Origin of the sequence: Domibacillus enclensis, assembly GCF_900156125.1 — a bacterium.
Lineage (GTDB): Bacteria > Bacillota > Bacilli > Bacillales > Domibacillaceae > Domibacillus > Domibacillus enclensis.
Window position 1 is genome coordinate 32,993 of sequence record NZ_FTLX01000002.1, and the last position, 18,230, is coordinate 51,222.

Genomic DNA, 18,230 nt, shown 5'->3' on the forward strand with positions numbered 1-18,230 from the left:
GAATAGGCATAAATAAATTTACATTACATACATATTCTTATTATAGTAAGAGAGTATAATGGGAAAATGGAATGCAACTACACTAAATTTGTCGAAAGAAAGGAAGTGAAAACGTGAAGCAGCTTCTTCATTACCTCATTGTGGCTCTAGTATCGGTGGGATCATACTGGCTTTATATGAAACAATTGGGAGCTATTCCGTTCCTGCTTCTTTCGATATTTTTCTTTTATAAAACATTTGATGAGCTTTCCGGGCGGGCAAAAAAGCGCCGGGAAGCGAAAAAAACAGCTCCTTCTCCCGCTCCTACAGGAAAAAAAGCAGAAATCATCACATAAATATGGCATACAGCCATATTTTTTGTTTATAATGGAGAATATGCAAAAAATGTTTTTGCTCTTTTGGGCGTGTAAATAGAGAAGGGAAGTGCGGATGGTGAGCTTGCAACAACATTCGAAAGAAGAACTGAAAGAAATGGCATTCCTTGAACTGGCACATTTAATTCTTGCTGAAAAGCGGGAGCCGGTTGCATTCAACGATTTATTAGCGGAAATTAAAAAGCATCTAGACATTTCCGATGCAGAAGTAAAATCCCGCATGGTTCAATTTTATACAGATTTAAATATTGATGGCAGCTTTTTGCCCCTTGGTGAAAACCGCTGGGGTCTGCGCGCGTGGTATCCAGTTGAAAAACTGGAAGAGGAAACAACCAATGCACCAGTGAAAACACGCAAGAAAAAAGCGAAAAAAGTGGTTGAAGATGATTTCGAAGAAGAAGTCGTTGAAGAAGAGGATATCGTTGACTTCGAGGAAGAGGACTTTGATGAAGTCGAAGAAGATATTGATGTTGATGAAGACGATTTGGACGAGGATCTGGAGGAAGACATCGATGTTGATATCGATGAAGACCTGGATGAAGAAGACGATGACGATGACTTTGAAGAAGAAGAAGGCGCCGAGGATGAATACGACCTCGACAGCAAATAAACAAGAATCTGCCCTTGACTATTTCATTCGCGAATTGTAGTATTTTATTTGGGCTCTTTATGAGACGATGAACTTAGTCGATAACGCTCCTCTTACTGAGAAGTAAGCGGGGCGTTTTTTGTATTTTTTGGAGAACTTAGAACCATTGAAGGAGGATTTTCATTTTGACGAAATATATTTTCGTAACGGGCGGCGTTGTTTCATCTTTAGGAAAAGGAATTACGGCGGCATCGCTTGGTCGTTTGCTGAAAAATCGCGGGTTAAAGGTATTTATTCAAAAATTCGATCCATACATTAACGTGGATCCGGGAACAATGAGCCCGTATCAGCACGGAGAAGTATTTGTGACCGACGATGGCGCTGAAACGGATCTGGATCTTGGCCATTACGAGCGTTTTATTGACATCAATTTAACGAAGCTAAGCAACATCACAACAGGCAAGGTGTATTCAACGGTTCTTCGCAAGGAGCGCCGCGGTGAATACTTGGGCGGAACTGTACAGGTAATCCCGCACATTACCAATGAAATTAAAGAGCGCGTTTTCCGCGCCGGCAAAGAATCCGGTGCAGATGTTGTCATTACAGAAATCGGCGGGACAGTAGGCGATATCGAATCGCTGCCGTTTTTAGAAGCGATTCGCCAGATCAAAAGCGATGTTGGCCAGGATAACGTTCTTTACATTCACTGTACGCTGATTCCGTATTTAAAAGCAGCCGGTGAAATGAAAACGAAGCCGACACAGCACAGTGTAAAGGAGCTGCGGAGCCTTGGCATTCAGCCGAATATTATCGTCGTACGGACGGAAATGCCGATTTCGCAGGACATGAAGGATAAGCTTGCCCTCTTCTGTGACATTGCCAAAGAAGCCGTAATCGAAGCGACTGACGCAGATACACTGTATGCTGTGCCGTTGATGCTTCAAAAGCAAAACATGGACGAACTCGTTTGCCGCTTGCTGAAAATGCAGTGTCACGAAGCAGACATGACGGAATGGAATGCGCTTGTAGATAAAGTGCGCAACCTTCCGAACAAAACACGCATTGCTCTTGTCGGGAAGTATGTTGAACTGCAGGATGCCTACATCTCAGTAGCTGAATCACTCAAGCATGCGGGTTATCAGTTTGACGCCGACGTGGAAATCGATTGGGTCAACTCGGCTGAACTGTCTCAAGAAAATGCTGCCGAACGTCTGAAGGATGCTGAGGGTATTATCGTACCGGGCGGCTTTGGGGATCGCGGCATTGATGGGAAGCTTGCGGCCATTAAGTATGCGCGTGAAAACAAGGTGCCATTCTTCGGCATTTGCCTCGGTATGCAGCTTGCATCTATTGAATATGCTCGAAACGTATTAAACCTTGAAGGTGCCCATTCAGCGGAAATTGCACCGGAAACACCATATCCGATTATCGACCTGCTCCCAGAGCAAAAGGATATTGAAGATCTGGGCGGAACACTTCGCCTTGGACTTTACGCATGTAAGTTAACACCGGGTACACAGGCGCGCGCTGCCTACAATGAAGAAATTGTATATGAGCGCCACCGCCACCGTTATGAATTCAACAACGAATTCCGTGAGCAGATGGAGAAAAAAGGCTTTATTTTCTCCGGCACAAGCCCGGACGGCCGTCTTGTTGAAATCGTTGAGCTAGCGGATCACCCGTGGTTTGTCGCGGCACAGTTCCATCCGGAATTCACATCGCGCCCAACCCGTCCACAGCCGCTATTCAGAGAATTTATCAAAGCATCAATTGAACATAGCTAATGAACAAAAAAGCTGCCTATCAGGGCAGCTTTTTTTACATTGTTGAAAAACAAACATGTCAACAGAATTCAGACGTTTTCAGGCGATGGTTCATGTTTTTAAAGAAAAAAATCAGTCTAACTTTCTAAAAAAGCATATTCAGGGGCTCCGGTCTGCCGGTTCCGCTTTCCTGTTGGGCGAACGCTGAACCAGCCCAAAAAGCGCGTCTGTTTCAGCCTGTCCGCTCGTCCAACTGGAGTCTTCACCGGCAGCCCTCCGCCCGTAGTGGTTCTAAAAGAACAGCGGGAATAACAGACAGCTGTTCTTGAAAAGCGTGTGACATCAAGAATGAAGCCTGCTTTTCCTACATGGTGAAAAGCAGAGGGGCTCGTCTCTTTCTTTCCAATCAGAACGATTCTCTTTTTCGGTTTTACACTCTGCTTTTCCTCCCCACCAGGGCGGCTGGCGCAGGACGAAGACTCGGGAGGGATCAAGCGGGTCAGGTGAGATCCACTTTTGGAGCGTAGCGACAAAAGTTAGCTCACCGCCCGCCCCTCCGAACGCGAAGTCCTGCAGAAGCCGCCCCGACTATGTTGGCGCAAGCACAGCGGCGTTGAAAAAGAGAAAGTGTCACCTGCTTTTTTTGTTAATAATTACTCATACTCCGCAATAATTTCTTCGATCGTCATTTTCAGTAAAAAGTAAGCGTAAAGCCCGGCAATCGAGGAAGGGAAGCCGGTCCGGCCGCCTTCGTCATTTGGCAGAAGCCCTTTGGTCAGGCGAAGGTCGATAAACGCATCCGCTATCTCTTCTAATCCAGCTGTTTCCGTTTTGGAGGCCATTGCGGTGAAGGGAATTCCCTCGGATGACAATGTTTTAGCAAAAGAAAACGCTTCTGTGTCATCGGAAAATCGTGAAGCAAGCAGGACGCGGTCTGCTTCTGTAAGCCGGGCGTCAGGAGTCCAGGCTTTGACCCCCTTCAGCGTTTCAGCGCCGGATACTGCTTCTACTTCAATCGCAGCCATTTCACCGAATCCCTTCATATATATAGACCCTTCGCTGATCAAACCTTGAGCCAGCAGACGTCCCGCATCCTCGATTGAATATTCTTCTTTTTCACCGATGCGCTTTAACAAACCGCTCAGCTGGGTTGTAAACATTTTAGACAATCGGTCTCGCCTCTTTCTTTTTTATCCTCATTATAAAGTTCTTTTGGCGAAAACGCACACCTGCCAGCCTTGTTGAAGGAAAAGGAAAAAAAGGAATTTTAAAAATGCTGTCGAATGTAAGTAAAAGACAGAAACGGAAGAAGATATTTTTAGGAGGAAAACGGAATGGCGGCGAAAATACTTATAGTGGATGACCAATATGGCATACGGATTTTATTAAACGAAGTATTAAAAAAAGAGGGGTATGAAACCCTTCAGGCAGCAAATGGTCCTGATGCGATTAAACTGGCGAAAGATGAAAATCCCGACCTGGTGCTGCTCGATATGAAGATTCCAGGAATGGACGGCATTGAAATTTTAAAAAAAATGAAAAGTGACAATCAAGCGATTCGCGCCATTATTATGACAGCGTATGGAGAGCTCGATATGATTCAGGAAGCCAAACAGATCGGGGCTATTATGCATGTGCCGAAGCCGTTTGACATCGATGATATTCGCAAAACCGTCAAAGATCATTTAACCCAATAACAGAAATAGCGTAAATTCTGTTGGTAATAAAAAGATGAATTTGATATGATACTAATGTGGTTTTTTTCATGAAGCAAACATTTCCCTTAGAGGAGGAACTAGAATGCCATTAGTATCAATGAAAGAAATGTTAGACACTGCGAAAGAAAAAAAATACGCAGTAGGCCAATTTAACTTAAACAACCTTGAGTTCACTCAAGCGATCCTTCAGGCGGCTGAAGAAGAAAAGTCACCTGTTATTCTTGGTGTATCTGAAGGCGCAGCTCGTTACATGGGCGGCTTTAAAACAGTTGTTAAAATGGTAGAAGGTCTAATGGAAGACTATGGTACAACTGTACCTGTAGCCATTCACCTTGACCACGGTTCAAGCTTTGAAAAATGTAAAGAAGCAATCGATGCAGGCTTCACGTCTGTTATGATCGACGCTTCCCACCATCCATTTGATGAAAACATTGAAACAACATCTAAAGTTGTTGAATATGCGCATTCTAAAGGCGTTTCTGTTGAAGCAGAGCTTGGCACTGTTGGCGGCCAGGAAGATGACATCGTAGCAGAAGGCGTTATCTATGCGGACCCAGAAGAGTGTAAAGAGCTTGTTTCTAAAACAGGCATTGACTGCCTTGCACCTGCACTTGGATCTGTTCACGGTCCTTACAAAGGTGAACCAAACCTTGGCTTTACTGAAATGGAAGAAATCGGTGCAGCAACAGGAGTTCCACTTGTTCTTCACGGTGGTACAGGCATCCCGACAAAAGACATTGAGAAATCAATCTCTCTTGGCACAGCTAAAATCAACGTAAACACTGAAAACCAGATCGCTTCTGCAAAAGCTGTTCGTGAAACACTTGCAGCGAAACCGGAAGAGTACGATCCACGTAAATACCTTGGACCAGCTCGCGATGCAATTAAAGCGACGGTTATCGGCAAAATGCGTGAATTCGGTTCTTCAGGCCAAGCATAAGCATTCTTTACGCAATACTTGAAAACGAATAACGACAAGAACCGCCTTTTTTAACGAATAGGCGGTTGTTGTTTATATAATAAAATGAACTGAAAAGAGGGAATATTTAATGAAATTCTTTATCGACACAGCCAATATCGACGAAATCCGCGAAGCACACTCTTGGGGCATCCTCTCTGGTGTAACAACAAACCCTTCATTAGTAGCCAAAGAAACGATTCCTTTCCATGACCGTCTCCGTGAAATCACTGAGCTTGTTTCGGATTCTGTAAGTGCAGAAGTCATTGCGCTTGACGCAGAAGGCATGATTGAAGAAGGCCGTGAGCTTGCGAAAATTGCGCCGAACATTACGGTAAAAGTACCAATGACGCCGGAAGGTTTGAAAGCGGTCGCAGTATTTGCGAAAGAAGGCATTAAAACAAACGTGACGCTTATTTTCAGTGCAAACCAGGCATTAATGGCTGCTCGCGCGGGTGCGTCATACGTATCACCGTTCCTTGGCCGTTTAGATGATATCGGACAGGATGGCCTTGAATTAATCGAAACGATTGCGGACATCTTCGCGATTCACGGTATTGAAACAGAAATCATTGCGGCATCGATCCGTCATCCGCAGCACATTACAGCTTCTGCTTTAAAAGGCGCGCATATTGCGACAACACCGTTTAAAGTGCTTGAGCAGCTGTTTAAACACCCGCTAACAGACAAGGGCATCGAAGGCTTCCTTGCTGACTGGGAAAAGCGCAAAGCAAAATAATATGTGTACATGAGAAGAGTGTTATCGGTTAAACTACGACTACCAAGAAAGCTTTCCCGCTTTCCGTTTACGCTGGAAGAAGGGAGTACATCATGATGGAAAAGTTGAAAATTCAAGGCGGTCATCCGTTAAAAGGGACGATTAAAGTGGACGGTGCGAAAAACAGTGCCGTCGCCTTAGTCCCTGCCGCCATTTTAGCGGAATCACCGATTACAATCGAGGGGCTTCCAGACATATCAGACATTCATATGCTCAAGGGCCTGCTTGAGGAAATCGGCGGCATCGTCACGTTTGAAGATGGTGAAATGAATATTGATCCAACGGCGATGACGGCAATGCCGCTTCCGAATGGAAAAGTAAAAAAGCTTCGCGCCTCTTATTATTTAATGGGCGCCATGCTTGGCCGTTTTAATAAGGCGGTGATTGGGCTTCCAGGCGGGTGCCACCTTGGCCCGCGTCCGATCGACCAGCATATTAAAGGCTTTGAAGCACTGGGTGCCGAAGTGACGAATGAGCAGGGCGCTATTTACTTGCGCGCCAAAGAGCTGCGCGGTGCACGGATTTACCTGGACGTGGTCAGCGTAGGAGCGACGATTAACATTATGCTGGCCGCTGTACGGGCAAAAGGGCAGACGATTATTGAAAATGCCGCGAAAGAGCCGGAAATTATCGACGTCGCCACATTGCTGTCCAACATGGGTGCTTCTATTAAAGGGGCCGGAACAGACATTATCCGTATTGATGGAGTGGAGAAGCTGCACGGCTGCCGCCACTCGATTATTCCAGACCGGATCGAGGCGGGAACGTTTATGATTATGGCCGCCGCTGCCGGGGAAGGCGTCATTATTGATAATGTCATTCCGCTTCATATGGAGTCATTAACCGCGAAGCTGCGGGAGATGAATGTGCCGATTGAACTTGGCGAAGACCGCATCTTTGTCGGGAAAGCAGCAGACCTTAATACGGTCGATATTAAAACACTCGTCTATCCAGGCTTTGCGACCGATTTACAGCAGCCGTTTACCTCTCTTTTAACAAAAGCATCGGGCTCCGCGATTGTGACAGATACGATCTATCCAGCACGCTTTAAACACATTGACGAGCTGCGCCGGATGGGGGCCAATGTGAAAACAGAAGGCCGTTCTGCGATCATCAATGGACCCGTCCAGCTGCAGGGAGCAAAGGTAAAAGCAAGTGACCTGCGCGCAGGAGCTGCTCTTGTGATAGCAGGGCTGATGGCGGATGGCGTAACGGAAGTCACCGGTCTTGAGCACATCGACCGCGGCTACAGCAAGCTGACGGAGAAATTAACGGCCCTCGGCGCCGACATTTGGCGTGAAGAAATGACAGAAGAAGAATACAGTGAGGTCAAGTGAAGCATCTGTCACAGGATGCTTCGCTGAACCCGTCATGCTGCGGCTTCTCCATTTGAAAAACCTAGAAGATTATTCTGCACAATTTTTAAATGTGCTATAATATAGGATGGACAAGACCGTTGCTGGTTCAAAAGCGATCAGCATGAACAAGACAGACTATAAAATCTTAACTTTGTCATCAAACCATAATGATGAAAAAAGCAGCGGTTGCAGCCGGTCCGGTTCTCCGCTGTTTTATTTGATTATCCACTTGTCCAAATGCTTCAGAACCTCCCTCCCAACAATCAATTTAATAAAGTGTGGTGCCTATAATGGAAGAATTAACAATTAATTATCTGGAAAACTTAAAACTGAAAGAATTATATGAACTGGCTAAAACGTATAAAATCTCCTACTATAGCAAGCTCACCAAAAAAGAACTCATTTTTGCCATTTTAAAAGCACGTGCTGAACAGCAGGGATTCTTTTTCATGGAAGGCGTCCTGGAAATTATTCAGTCAGAAGGCTTCGGATTTTTGCGCCCGATCAACTATTCAGCCAGCTCCGAGGACATTTACATTTCAGCTTCCCAAATCCGCCGGTTTGACCTGCGTAATGGGGACAAAGTATCCGGAAAAGTTCGTCCGCCAAAAGAAAACGAACGGTATTACGGGCTTCTGCATGTAGAAGCGGTAAACGGTGACGATCCTGAAACAGCAAAGGAACGCGTTCATTTCCCTGCCTTAACGCCTCTTTATCCGGACCGTCAAATCGGACTCGAGCTGGAGCCGCGCCACTTATCCACTCGAATCATGGATCTCGTTTCGCCGGTAGGATTTGGACAGCGTGGCTTAATTGTTGCACCCCCGAAAGCAGGGAAAACGATGCTGCTCAAGGAAATTGCCAATTCGATCTCGGCCAATCACCCGGAAGCCGAGCTTATTGTCCTGCTTATAGATGAGCGTCCGGAAGAAGTAACAGACATTGAACGCTCTGTGCAGGCAGAGGTTGTCAGCTCCACGTTTGATGAGGTGCCGGAAAACCACATTAAAGTATCGGAGCTTGTTCTCGAACGCGCGATGCGTCTTGTGGAGCACAAGCGCGACGTCATTATTTTGATGGATTCGATCACGCGTCTGGCGCGGGCATACAACCTTGTCATTCCACCGAGCGGACGGACGCTTTCCGGCGGGATTGATCCGGCTGCTTTTCACCGGCCGAAGCGCTTTTTTGGAGCCGCCCGTAACATTGAAGAGGGTGGCAGCTTAACCATTCTGGCGACGGCTTTGGTGGATACAGGCTCACGCATGGACGATGTTATTTACGAAGAATTTAAAGGCACAGGCAACATGGAGCTTCACCTGGACCGATCGCTCGCAGAACGCCGCGTATTCCCGGCGATCGACATTCGCCGCTCCGGTACGCGGAAGGAAGAGCTTCTTATTGGCAAAGAGCAGCTCGACATGGTTTGGGCGATTCGGAAAACAATGTCGGATGCCCCGGATCTGGCGGACAAAGTGCTTCGCCGTCTGCGTCAAACGAAAACGAACGAAGAATTTATTACCCAGCTTTTAGCGGAAACAAAGAAAAACGGCGCTTCGAAAAAGATGCTGTAAGAGAATTGCATTTTATCGAACAGCCTGTTATAATGTAAGTTGTGTGACATTAACTCTGTTTCGGAATGACTCAGGGCGGAAGGAGAGAAAAGACATGCAATCAGGAATTCATCCTAACTACAAAACAGCACTTGTTAAATGTGCATGCGGAAATGAGTTTCAAACTGGTTCCGTAAAAGAAGAAATTCGCGTAGAGGTTTGCTCTGAGTGCCATCCATTCTATACTGGCCGTCAGAAATTTGCTGACGCAGGCGGACGTGTGGATCGCTTCAACAAAAAATACGGCATTAAAGATCAAGCAAGATAATGATAGAAGGAACAGGCAAGAAGTGAAAACTGCTTGCCTGTTTTTTTGTATGTAAAAATGGAGGGACAAGTGGGATGGCCCAGCTTTTCTTTAAATATGGTGCAATGAACAGCGGCAAGTCGATTGAAATCTTGAAGGTTGCCAATAATTATGAAGAACAAAACAAATGTGTGCTGCTGTTTACGTCAGGCTTAGATACGCGGGATGAAGTCGGCTACATATCCAGCCGGATCGGGCTGCGCAGACCAGCAAGACCCATCTTTGCTGACACGAATGTCTTTGAAGAAGTGAAAAAAGATCTGACACATCCGTCTTGTATTTTAATCGATGAGGTGCAGTTTTTATCAAAAGAGCATGTCCTTCAACTGGCTCAAATTGTGGACGAATTAAACATTCCTGTCATGGGCTTTGGCTTGAAAAATGACTTTCAAAACGAGCTGTTCGAAGGAAGCCAGTATATGCTCATTTATGCGGACAAGGTGGAAGAAATGAAAACCATCTGCTGGTTTTGTGAACGGAAAGCGACAATGAACCTGCGTGTTGATGAAGCGGGCAAGCCTGTTTACACAGGGGAACAAATTCAAATCGGCGGCAATGATGCCTACTATCCGGTGTGCCGGAAATGCCATCAGCATCCGCCTTTATAAAAAGGATAAAAAAGAAGAGTTTCGCCGACTCTTCTTTTTTTGAATACTGCTGGCTGAAATATTTCTTTCATCATAAAAAACAAAAAACTTAGTTTATCTAATAGACAAACATAGTTAAAGTTTGATACACTTTTTACGTAGTGATTTGTAAACGGTATCAAAAAAAGATTATCTAGCCGTTTAAATCGAAAGGAGTTTCTTGTATGAAGAAAGAGCGTAATGTTTTTTACATTTGGGCTATTACCATTGTTGCGGCAATTGGGGGCCTGTTGTTCGGCTACGATACGGCTGTTATATCGGGTGCAGACCAGTCGATTCAAGCTTACTTGGTTGAACCACTCGGCTTGGGAGCTTTAGCTCATGGCGCAACGATTTCGAGTGCATTAATCGGCTGTATTATTGGCGGCGTCATTTCTGGTTATTTTGCGGCTGCATTTGGCCGTAAGCGTTCTCTTATTTTCGCAGCTGCTTTGTTTTTTATTTCAGCGCTTGGGTCCGCTTATCCGGAATTTTTGTTTTTTACAAAAGGGGAACCAACGCTGGCGTTGTTAATGACGTTTAATGTTTACCGTATTATTGGCGGGATTGGAGTGGGATTGGCTTCAGCTGTTGTACCCATGTACATAGGTGAAATCGTGCCTGCTGATATCCGTGGACGCCTTGTTTCTTTTAACCAGTTTATGATTATTTTCGGTATGCTGGTTGTGTATTTTGTTAACTGGGGAATTTCAAGAGGACAGTCGATTGAATGGATCAATGATGTCGGCTGGCGTTATATGTTTGCTTCAGAAGCGATTCCAGCGTTATTATTCGGTATTTTACTTTTTTTCGTACCGGAAACACCGCGTTACCTGGCAATGAAGCAAGATCACGAAAAAGCATTGACAGTCTTAACAAAAGTGAATGGCAAAAAAGAAGCCAATCATATTTTAGCAGATATTCAGAAAACGCTTACGTCTCAGCGAAAAACGACGAAACTGTTTGCGTATGGCAAGATTGTCATAGTAGTTGGTGTGCTGTTGTCGGTATTTCAGCAGTTTGTAGGCATTAATGTGGCTCTATATTATGCTCCGCGTATTTTTGAAAGCATGGGTGCTGCCAAAGATGCGTCCATGCTTCAAACCATCGTAATGGGATTGGTAAACGTTATCTTTACAGTTTTGGCCATCATGACGGTGGATAAGTGGGGGAGAAAGCCACTTCTAATTGTGGGTTCAATTGGGATGGCCATCGGGATGTTTGGTGTATCCGGGCTGGCCTTTTCGAATGTCATTGGGATTAGTACGCTCGTGTTTATCATCATATACACCGCGTCATTTATGATGTCATGGGGACCTATTTGCTGGGTGCTCATCTCGGAAATCTTCCCGAATAAGATTCGTGGTCAGGCAGTAGCCGTCGCCGTAGCGGCACAATGGGCAGCCAACTACTTCATCTCGTCCACATATCCGATGATGATGGAATTCAGCGGTGGCATGACATATGGGTTTTATGGTGTAATGAGCGTTCTTTCCGCGATCTTCGTTTGGAAGCTCGTTCCTGAGACGAAAGGAAAGACGCTTGAGCAAATGGAAAGTGTGTGGGAAAAAGCTGCTTTTAAATAAGAATCAACAAAGAAGTCGAACGAATGATCGTTCGACTTCTTTTTATTTCTCATAAGAACGATTCTCTTTTTAGGTTTTACAATTTGCTTTTCCTCACCGCCCGCCCCTCCGAACGCGTAGTCCTGCAGAAGCCGCCCAGACTATGCTTGCGCAAGCACAGTAGCCTTTAAAAAGAGAAATGGTCACCTGGTTTTCATGGACATATTCTTTTTTATTAAAAATCTTTTGTTTCACCCTTTTTCCTTCTGGAGAAAGAAGGAGCGAAACGTCCGAAAGCAATAAACGTTCTTGACGTCATTGTCTCGAGCATAGCGGATAGACTATAATGAAATATTATAAACAAAAAATCAGAGGTGACCGGCATGTTTGATCGATTACAGGCGGTGGAAGACCGCTATGACAAGCTCAATGAATTATTAAGTGATCCGGATATCGTCAACGATCCGGCCAAGCTCCGTGATTATTCAAAGGAACAGTCTGATATTCAAGAGACGGTTGAGGTATACCGTGAATATAAAGAAGCAAAAGAACAGTATGCGGACGCGAAAGCGATGCTCGAGGAAAAACTGGATGCAGACATGCGTGATATGGTAAAGGAAGAGCTAAGTGAGCTGGAGCAAACACTGGCGGACCAGGAAGCGCGCTTGAAAATTTTATTGATCCCGAAAGACCCGAATGACGATAAAAACGTTATTATGGAAATCCGGGGAGCGGCCGGCGGTGATGAAGCGGCTCTTTTTGCTGGTGACTTGTACCGTATGTACTCCCGGTATGCAGAAGCGAACAACTGGAAAATCGATGTGATCGAAGCCAGTACGACCGGGGTTGGCGGCTATAAAGAGATTATTTTCATGATCAACGGGCGGGGTGCATATTCCAAGCTGAAATATGAAAATGGGGCTCACCGTGTACAGCGGGTGCCGGAAACAGAATCAGGCGGACGAATTCATACATCAACGGCCACGGTTGCGGTTTTGCCGGAAACAGAAGAAGTCGAGATCGACATCCATGATAAGGATATCCGCGTGGACACGTTCACATCGAGCGGACCGGGCGGGCAATCTGTGAACACGACCATGTCTGCTGTGCGTCTGACGCATGTTCCGACGGGCATTGTTGTGTCCTGCCAGGATGAAAAGTCACAGATTAAAAACAAAGAAAAAGCGATGAAGGTGCTTCGTGCACGCATTTACGATAAATTTCAAAAAGAAGCGCAGGCTGAGTATGACGCTGTCCGTAAATCAGCGGTCGGGACCGGCGACCGGTCTGAACGCATTCGAACGTATAATTTCCCGCAAAACCGGGTGACGGATCATCGCATTGGCTTGACGATTCAAAAGCTGGACCAGATTCTTGAAGGCAAAGTGGGCGAAGTGATTGACGCGCTGATTGTAGAAGATCAATCAAGCCGGCTTGAAAATTTGGAGGATTAATACGTGACACAAAAAATATACGAGGCCCTCAAATGGGCTTCTTCTTATTTAACGGACAACGGGCGCGATGCCAATGCCGGCGAGCTGGTGATGAAGCATGTTCTGCAGGTGAACAGGGCTTCGATGCTGGCGAGACTGCATGATGTACTCAGCGGCGAACAGGAAGCTGCTTTTCAAGAAATGATTCATCGTCATGCCCATGGAGTGCCTGTTCAGCATTTAATTGGCACGGAGGAGTTTTACGGCCGTACCTTTATCGTGAATCGTGACGTCCTCATCCCCCGCCCGGAAACGGAAGAGCTTGTCTATCACGCGCTTGAAAAAGGAAAAAGAATCCCGAATCCGGTTATCGCGGATATTGGGACAGGAAGCGGAGCCATCGCGGTCACGATGAAAGCGGAGCGCCCGGATGCATCGGTGTATGCCATTGACGTATCTGAGGCGGCACTGGCGACAGCGGCTCAAAATGCCCAGTCTCTTCATGCAGATGTTATGTTTTTGCATGGGGATTTGCTAAAGCCGCTCATCGAAAAAGGGCTGATGGTTGATATGCTGTTGTCCAATCCACCGTACATCCCGTTAAACGAAAAACAAACATTATCCACAGTTGTTGTGGATTACGAACCGCATTTGGCTCTTTTTGGTGGACAGGATGGACTGGATCTTTACCGGGAAATGGCTGCGCAGCTTCCATTTGTGCTGAAAAAAGGCGGGATCGCTGGAGTGGAGACCGGTGCCGGGCAGACAAAAGCCGTTGCGGCGCTTTTCCAGGCAGCCTTTCCAGACGGAAAAACAGAAGTGATAGACGATATTAACGGAAAAGATAGAATGGTATTTTTGTATGTTTAAAGCAGCAGCTTCCCGGCGATACTGATTGCTGGGAGGGATGGACCGATGAAAACAATGGTACTTATTTTATATGTATATACACTTTCAGCAGCTGCTGCTTTTATGCTATACTTTGCACCGGAAAATCCGGAAGCGGGTGGAATACCGGAGGAAGCCATTCGCATTCGGGTGATCGCGCACGATAACAGCCGCGCTGAACAAAATAAAAAAGAACGCGTGCATCAAGCGGTTGCTGGTCAAATAAACGAATGGGCTTCTTCTGCCGGATCCATTGAAGAAGCGCGCCTGCTGATTAAAGAAAATATTCCTGCTTTGAAGAAAATAGCCTCTGAAACGGCAGGGGAAAACGTGCACGTTCTGTTTGGCACGGAGGCATTTCCGGTTAAACAATACGGTCGTTATTTGTATCCGCCGAATGAATACGAAACACTCGTCATGACGATTGGGGACGGGGATGGGGATAACTGGTGGTGTTTGCTGTACCCATCGTTTTGTTTTCCGGAAGAACAGTTCGAAAAGGATGAGAAAAAGCCGGAATATAAATGGGCGGTTGTCGAATTGTGGGGGGAATGGCAGAATTAACTGAAAATAATCAACTAATATCCACATTCGTCCACAGAGTTATGCACAAAATGATATTGGTTATACACATTATGTGCATAACTTTGGTGATATAAAAAGTGAAAAGTCGATTTATGTATAAAAATGATTGATTATATTAAGATTTTGTAAATTTAAAAGCAAGGGTGACGATGATGAAAACGAAGCATTGGATTGTGGATAAGTTCGGTATAACTAATAAACATTATCCACAGATACAAGAAGCTGCCTCACTTCTGCAGCAGGGAGAAGTGGTCGCCTTCCCAACTGAAACAGTATACGGACTGGGTGGACAGGTGAAAATGGACAAAGCTGTGGAAAAAATCTTTCAAGCAAAAGGACGTCCGTCCGACAATCCACTCATTGTCCACATTGCAGATAACCGGGACCTTGACGAGTTGGCACACTCGATTCCAGCATATGCTTATCAATTAATGGACGCTTTTTGGCCGGGGCCCTTAACAGTCGTTGTGCCGAAAAAGGAAGACGTATTATCAGATCGAGTCACAGCTGGTCTTCAAACCGTTGCCATTCGGATGCCGAATCATCCTGCGGCGCTGGCTCTTATTAAAGAAGCGGGCGTGCCGGTCGCTGCGCCAAGTGCCAATCGGTCAGGAAAGCCGAGTCCCACAACAGCTGCCCACGTCCTCGAAGACTTGAATGGGCGGATTGCTGGTGTCGTGGATGCCGGCGAAACAGGTGTCGGTCTCGAATCAACGGTCGTTGACTGCACAGGACCCTACCCAGTGATCCTGCGTCCGGGCGGTATTACGCAGGAAAACATTGTATCCATTGTAGGACAAGCGTCCACCGATGCTGTATTGAAAAAAGAAGAAAAAGCGCCGAAATCACCGGGCATGAAATACACACATTACGCTCCTGAAGCACCTCTTTATTTAATGGAAGGAAAGCCCGCTGCTCTTCAAGCAAAAGTAGAAGAATGGCAGGCAGAAGGAAAAAAGGTAGGCGTGCTCGCGACAGAAGAAACGGCTGAGCAGTACCATGCAGACGCTATTATCACCTGCGGCCAGCGCAGCGATCTCGAGTCTGTCGCCAGAAAGCTTTACACAGCGATCCGCTCCTTTAACGATTCGCAGGTCGATGTCATTATAGCGGAAACATTTTCGAAAGACGGACTTGGAGAAGCGATTATGAACCGTCTCGAAAAAGCAGCCGGGCATAAATGGATTACAAGCTAATCAGCTTTACAACAGCGTGAAAAAGCTTGGGACAGATAGTTTTGCATACAAGAAAAAGCCGGACGATTCAATCGTTCGGCTTTCTTTGCTTCTTTTTCTCATAATTTGAGAAGATGGAACGTATCCATAAGCATGGACATTCTCATTTTATCGCTTGCTCTGTCAGCGGATGCTTTCGGAGCGGCGCTGGCTGTTGGCATGAGGCGGATTGGTCTTGTGGATAAATTAAAGTTAAGTGCTGCGGTGGGACTCATGCACATCCTGCTTCCGTTTATAAGCATGACAATCGGCAGCGAGCTTTTTCATGTATTTGGGGACTGGCTTTTCTCAGCTGGCGGCATTGTGCTTTTGTTGACAGGCCTGCAAATGATTCTCGCTTTTTTCAAAGACGAAGAAAAACAAAAGCCAATGGGTATTGGGATTTTGCTGTTTTCCTTTGGCGTCAGCATGGACAGCTTTTCAACCGGTTTGTCGCTCGGGGTGCTGGGGCTGGACAAGCAGGCATCCGTCATTAGCTTTGGCCTGTGCGCAGGCATGATGACCATGGGCGGCCTGATCCTCAGCAGCAAAATGAGCGGTGCGGTAGGGAAGGCAGGCGAAGCGGCGGGCGGCATTCTTTTGCTGGTTATGGGGATAAAATGGTTATTGGCATGATAAAGTCCTTTTCCCGTGAAAAGGACTATTTTCCTGTTATTTATTCCTTTATAATGAAAGAAAACGGATGCAAAGGTGGTTGTTATGAACATTTTGTTTGTTTGTACTGGAAATACGTGCAGAAGCCCGATGGCTGAAGCGATATTGCGCACGAGAAAGCCGGACTGGCACATTCGATCAGCAGGCTTGTACGCAAACCCCGGTGAGCCTGCTTCAAAAGGAACAGCCGCTGTTTTAGATGAAAAAGGCATTACACATGAACACCATTCTTCTCAAGTGACGGAGGAGCTGCTTCAATGGGCAGACGCTGTACTGACCATGACAGCCTCTCACAAACAGTTAATTGATATCCATTTTCCGCAATTTCAAGACAAGGTCAGACTGCTGAAAGAAGCAGACGGCGATGTAGCGGACCCATTCGGCGGGACGGATGCAGATTATCGCAAGGCATTTGAAGAGTTGGACTATTACATAAGCGACTGGCTTAAAAGGGAGAACAAAGAATGAGAGAGACGAAGACATATTCATTCAGTATTCGGAAAAAAATGATTTTGCTTGTGACTCTGCTTGCAGTTGTCACATACACGTTCAGTGCTGTTTTTATGTATTATTTATACCCCGCTTATTTTTCTCACATGAATGAAACAATGTTTACGATTGCGACTCTGGCAATGGGCATTTTATGGTCGGGTATTCTGGCGTACTTTGCAGCTGCTTATTTTGTGAAGCCCATCGTCCGTCTTGAATCAGCAGCCCGTGCGGCAGCTGATGGCCGAATCGACCAGGAAGTCGAGCTGCCGAAAAGCGATGATGAAATCCGCGCGCTTGGTCTTGCCTTTAACGATATGATGACGAACCTGCGGACGATGGTGCAAAGCATTGAAAGCAACTTTGCGGTGACAAACGAAAGTGTCAGCCATATTGCTGATATTAGTGGACAAGCAGCGCAGCAGGCAAGCGGCATGGCGCAGACGGCAGAAGAAATCGCCGGCGGCGCGGAAAGCTCAGCGCATGCGGTTCAGGCAACAGCAGAAGCGATGGAGGATGTCGCCGGCATCGCTGGAACAGTTCAAGCAAAAGCAACAGAATCCGCTCATCAAGCAGAGGGAATGGTGCAGGAATTAGAGATCAGCCGGCAGGCTTTCCAGTCCCTTATTTCAGGAATGGATTCTCTTGCCGCGGATAATGAGGAGTCGCTTGAAGCGGTCCGGTCTTTGGAAGAAAATGCGCGAAAGGTCGGCAATGTGATTGGTCTGGTCGGTGATATTGCAGCGCAGACCAACTTGCTGGCATTGAATGCGTCAATTGAAGCGGCGCGCGCAGGCGAGCACGGCAAAGGCTTTGCGGTTGTAGCAGAAGAAGTCCGGAAGCTGGCGGACGAAAGTGCATCTGCCGTGCAAAGCATTTCCGGGCTTGTGAAGCAGATCCAGGTTGAAGTGGATCATGTTGTCCGGAAGATTACGGATCAAGCAGAGGCGGCCGAAGAAGGTGTGAAAAAAGGAGCCTCCGCTCAAGAAGCGGTTGGCCAAATCAGCAGCAAAATCATGAATATGGCGGCAGAGGTTGAAGAGATTTCCCGCCTTGTTGATGGCCAAATGAGCAAAATTGAACAAACCACACGCCAATCACAGGAAGTAGCGGCTATTGCGGAGGAAACGTCAGCTGGGGCGAATGAAGTCACACATGCGGCTCACACGCAATCCAATGTCATCCATGAAATCGGTGGCATCAGCCAAACGCTGCAAGAGCAGGCGGAAGCGTTAAAGTCTGTGATCACCCGTTTCAAATTGTAGTTTTTGCGTGAAATATGAGAAAATAAAAGAAA

The 18,230-nt window shown here is 46.3% G+C and carries 19 protein-coding genes; 18 read left to right on the top strand and 1 reads right to left on the bottom strand.

The genetic code is table 11. From position 1 onward, the window contains the following. Nucleotides 1–113 precede the first annotated feature (113 nt). From BW952_RS04130 to BW952_RS04140, 3 genes are all read left to right on the top strand, one after another. Complete coding sequence (locus BW952_RS04130; RefSeq protein WP_045852385.1) at nucleotides 114–335, top strand: hypothetical protein; 222 nt, start codon at nucleotides 114–116, stop codon at nucleotides 333–335. A gap of 94 nt (nucleotides 336–429) precedes the next feature. After that, complete coding sequence (gene rpoE, locus BW952_RS04135) at nucleotides 430–984, top strand: DNA-directed RNA polymerase subunit delta (RefSeq protein ID WP_331428877.1); 555 nt, start codon at nucleotides 430–432, stop codon at nucleotides 982–984. Nucleotides 985–1,148: 164 nt separating this feature from the next. Next, on the top strand, nucleotides 1,149–2,747 hold the full coding sequence (locus BW952_RS04140; protein ID WP_045852384.1) for a CTP synthase: 1,599 nt from the start codon (nucleotides 1,149–1,151) through the stop codon (nucleotides 2,745–2,747). A 632-nt stretch (nucleotides 2,748–3,379) separates the two neighbouring features. Here BW952_RS04140 and BW952_RS04145 read toward each other — a convergent pair. Continuing rightward, nucleotides 3,380–3,886 (bottom strand): DUF2529 family protein, encoded by a 507-nt coding sequence (locus tag BW952_RS04145; RefSeq protein WP_414735845.1) that lies wholly within the window; start codon nucleotides 3,884–3,886, stop codon nucleotides 3,380–3,382. A 174-nt stretch (nucleotides 3,887–4,060) separates the two neighbouring features. Here BW952_RS04145 and BW952_RS04150 point away from each other — a divergent pair, with 174 nt between their 5' ends. The 15 genes from BW952_RS04150 to BW952_RS04220 all read left to right on the top strand — a co-directional run bounded on the left by BW952_RS04150 (nucleotide 4,061) and on the right by BW952_RS04220 (nucleotide 18,198). After that, complete coding sequence (locus BW952_RS04150) at nucleotides 4,061–4,423, top strand: response regulator (protein WP_045852558.1); 363 nt, start codon at nucleotides 4,061–4,063, stop codon at nucleotides 4,421–4,423. Nucleotides 4,424–4,526: 103 nt separating this feature from the next. Further along, nucleotides 4,527–5,384 (top strand): class II fructose-bisphosphate aldolase, encoded by an 858-nt coding sequence (locus BW952_RS04155; protein ID WP_045852557.1) that lies wholly within the window; start codon nucleotides 4,527–4,529, stop codon nucleotides 5,382–5,384. A gap of 109 nt (nucleotides 5,385–5,493) precedes the next feature. Beyond that, nucleotides 5,494–6,141, top strand: coding sequence for a fructose-6-phosphate aldolase (fsa, locus tag BW952_RS04160; protein WP_045852556.1), 648 nt, complete (start codon nucleotides 5,494–5,496; stop codon nucleotides 6,139–6,141). A gap of 95 nt (nucleotides 6,142–6,236) precedes the next feature. Next, nucleotides 6,237–7,517, top strand: coding sequence for a UDP-N-acetylglucosamine 1-carboxyvinyltransferase (locus tag BW952_RS04165; protein ID WP_045852560.1), 1,281 nt, complete (start codon nucleotides 6,237–6,239; stop codon nucleotides 7,515–7,517). A 311-nt stretch (nucleotides 7,518–7,828) separates the two neighbouring features. Then, a complete protein-coding gene (rho, locus tag BW952_RS04170) occupies nucleotides 7,829–9,112 on the top strand; it encodes a transcription termination factor Rho (protein ID WP_045852555.1) in 1,284 nt (427 codons plus the stop codon). Nucleotides 9,113–9,206: 94 nt separating this feature from the next. Continuing rightward, nucleotides 9,207–9,419, top strand: coding sequence for a 50S ribosomal protein L31 (gene rpmE / locus BW952_RS04175; RefSeq protein WP_045852554.1), 213 nt, complete (start codon nucleotides 9,207–9,209; stop codon nucleotides 9,417–9,419). A gap of 74 nt (nucleotides 9,420–9,493) precedes the next feature. Next, the gene (locus BW952_RS04180; protein WP_045852553.1) at nucleotides 9,494–10,066 is read left to right on the top strand and encodes a thymidine kinase; all 573 of its coding nucleotides are present in this window, start codon (nucleotides 9,494–9,496) and stop codon (nucleotides 10,064–10,066) included. Nucleotides 10,067–10,269: 203 nt separating this feature from the next. Further along, nucleotides 10,270–11,670: a D-xylose transporter XylE gene (gene xylE, locus BW952_RS04185; RefSeq protein WP_045852552.1), complete on the top strand. Its 1,401-nt coding sequence runs from the start codon at nucleotides 10,270–10,272 to the stop codon at nucleotides 11,668–11,670. A 362-nt stretch (nucleotides 11,671–12,032) separates the two neighbouring features. Continuing rightward, nucleotides 12,033–13,103 carry a peptide chain release factor 1 gene (prfA, locus tag BW952_RS04190; protein ID WP_045852025.1) on the top strand — a complete coding sequence of 357 codons (1,071 nt, stop codon included), beginning with the start codon at nucleotides 12,033–12,035 and terminating at the stop codon, nucleotides 13,101–13,103. 3 nt (nucleotides 13,104–13,106) lie between these two features. Continuing rightward, nucleotides 13,107–13,952: a peptide chain release factor N(5)-glutamine methyltransferase gene (prmC, locus tag BW952_RS04195; RefSeq protein WP_045852024.1), complete on the top strand. Its 846-nt coding sequence runs from the start codon at nucleotides 13,107–13,109 to the stop codon at nucleotides 13,950–13,952. 45 nt (nucleotides 13,953–13,997) lie between these two features. Next, nucleotides 13,998–14,534, top strand: a complete 537-nt coding sequence (locus tag BW952_RS04200; protein ID WP_052698520.1) for a stage II sporulation protein R — start codon at nucleotides 13,998–14,000, stop codon at nucleotides 14,532–14,534. Between the two features lie 173 nt (nucleotides 14,535–14,707). Beyond that, entirely contained in the window at nucleotides 14,708–15,751 is a 1,044-nt protein-coding gene (locus tag BW952_RS04205) for an L-threonylcarbamoyladenylate synthase (RefSeq protein WP_045852023.1), read from the top strand. A 132-nt stretch (nucleotides 15,752–15,883) separates the two neighbouring features. Further along, entirely contained in the window at nucleotides 15,884–16,405 is a 522-nt protein-coding gene (locus tag BW952_RS04210; RefSeq protein WP_045852022.1) for a manganese efflux pump MntP, read from the top strand. An 84-nt stretch (nucleotides 16,406–16,489) separates the two neighbouring features. Further along, nucleotides 16,490–16,912, top strand: coding sequence for a low molecular weight protein arginine phosphatase (locus BW952_RS04215; RefSeq protein ID WP_045852021.1), 423 nt, complete (start codon nucleotides 16,490–16,492; stop codon nucleotides 16,910–16,912). Next, complete coding sequence (locus BW952_RS04220) at nucleotides 16,909–18,198, top strand: methyl-accepting chemotaxis protein (RefSeq protein ID WP_045852020.1); 1,290 nt, start codon at nucleotides 16,909–16,911, stop codon at nucleotides 18,196–18,198. Before BW952_RS04215 ends, BW952_RS04220 begins: the two co-directional genes overlap by 4 nt. Nucleotides 18,199–18,230 lie beyond the last annotated feature (32 nt).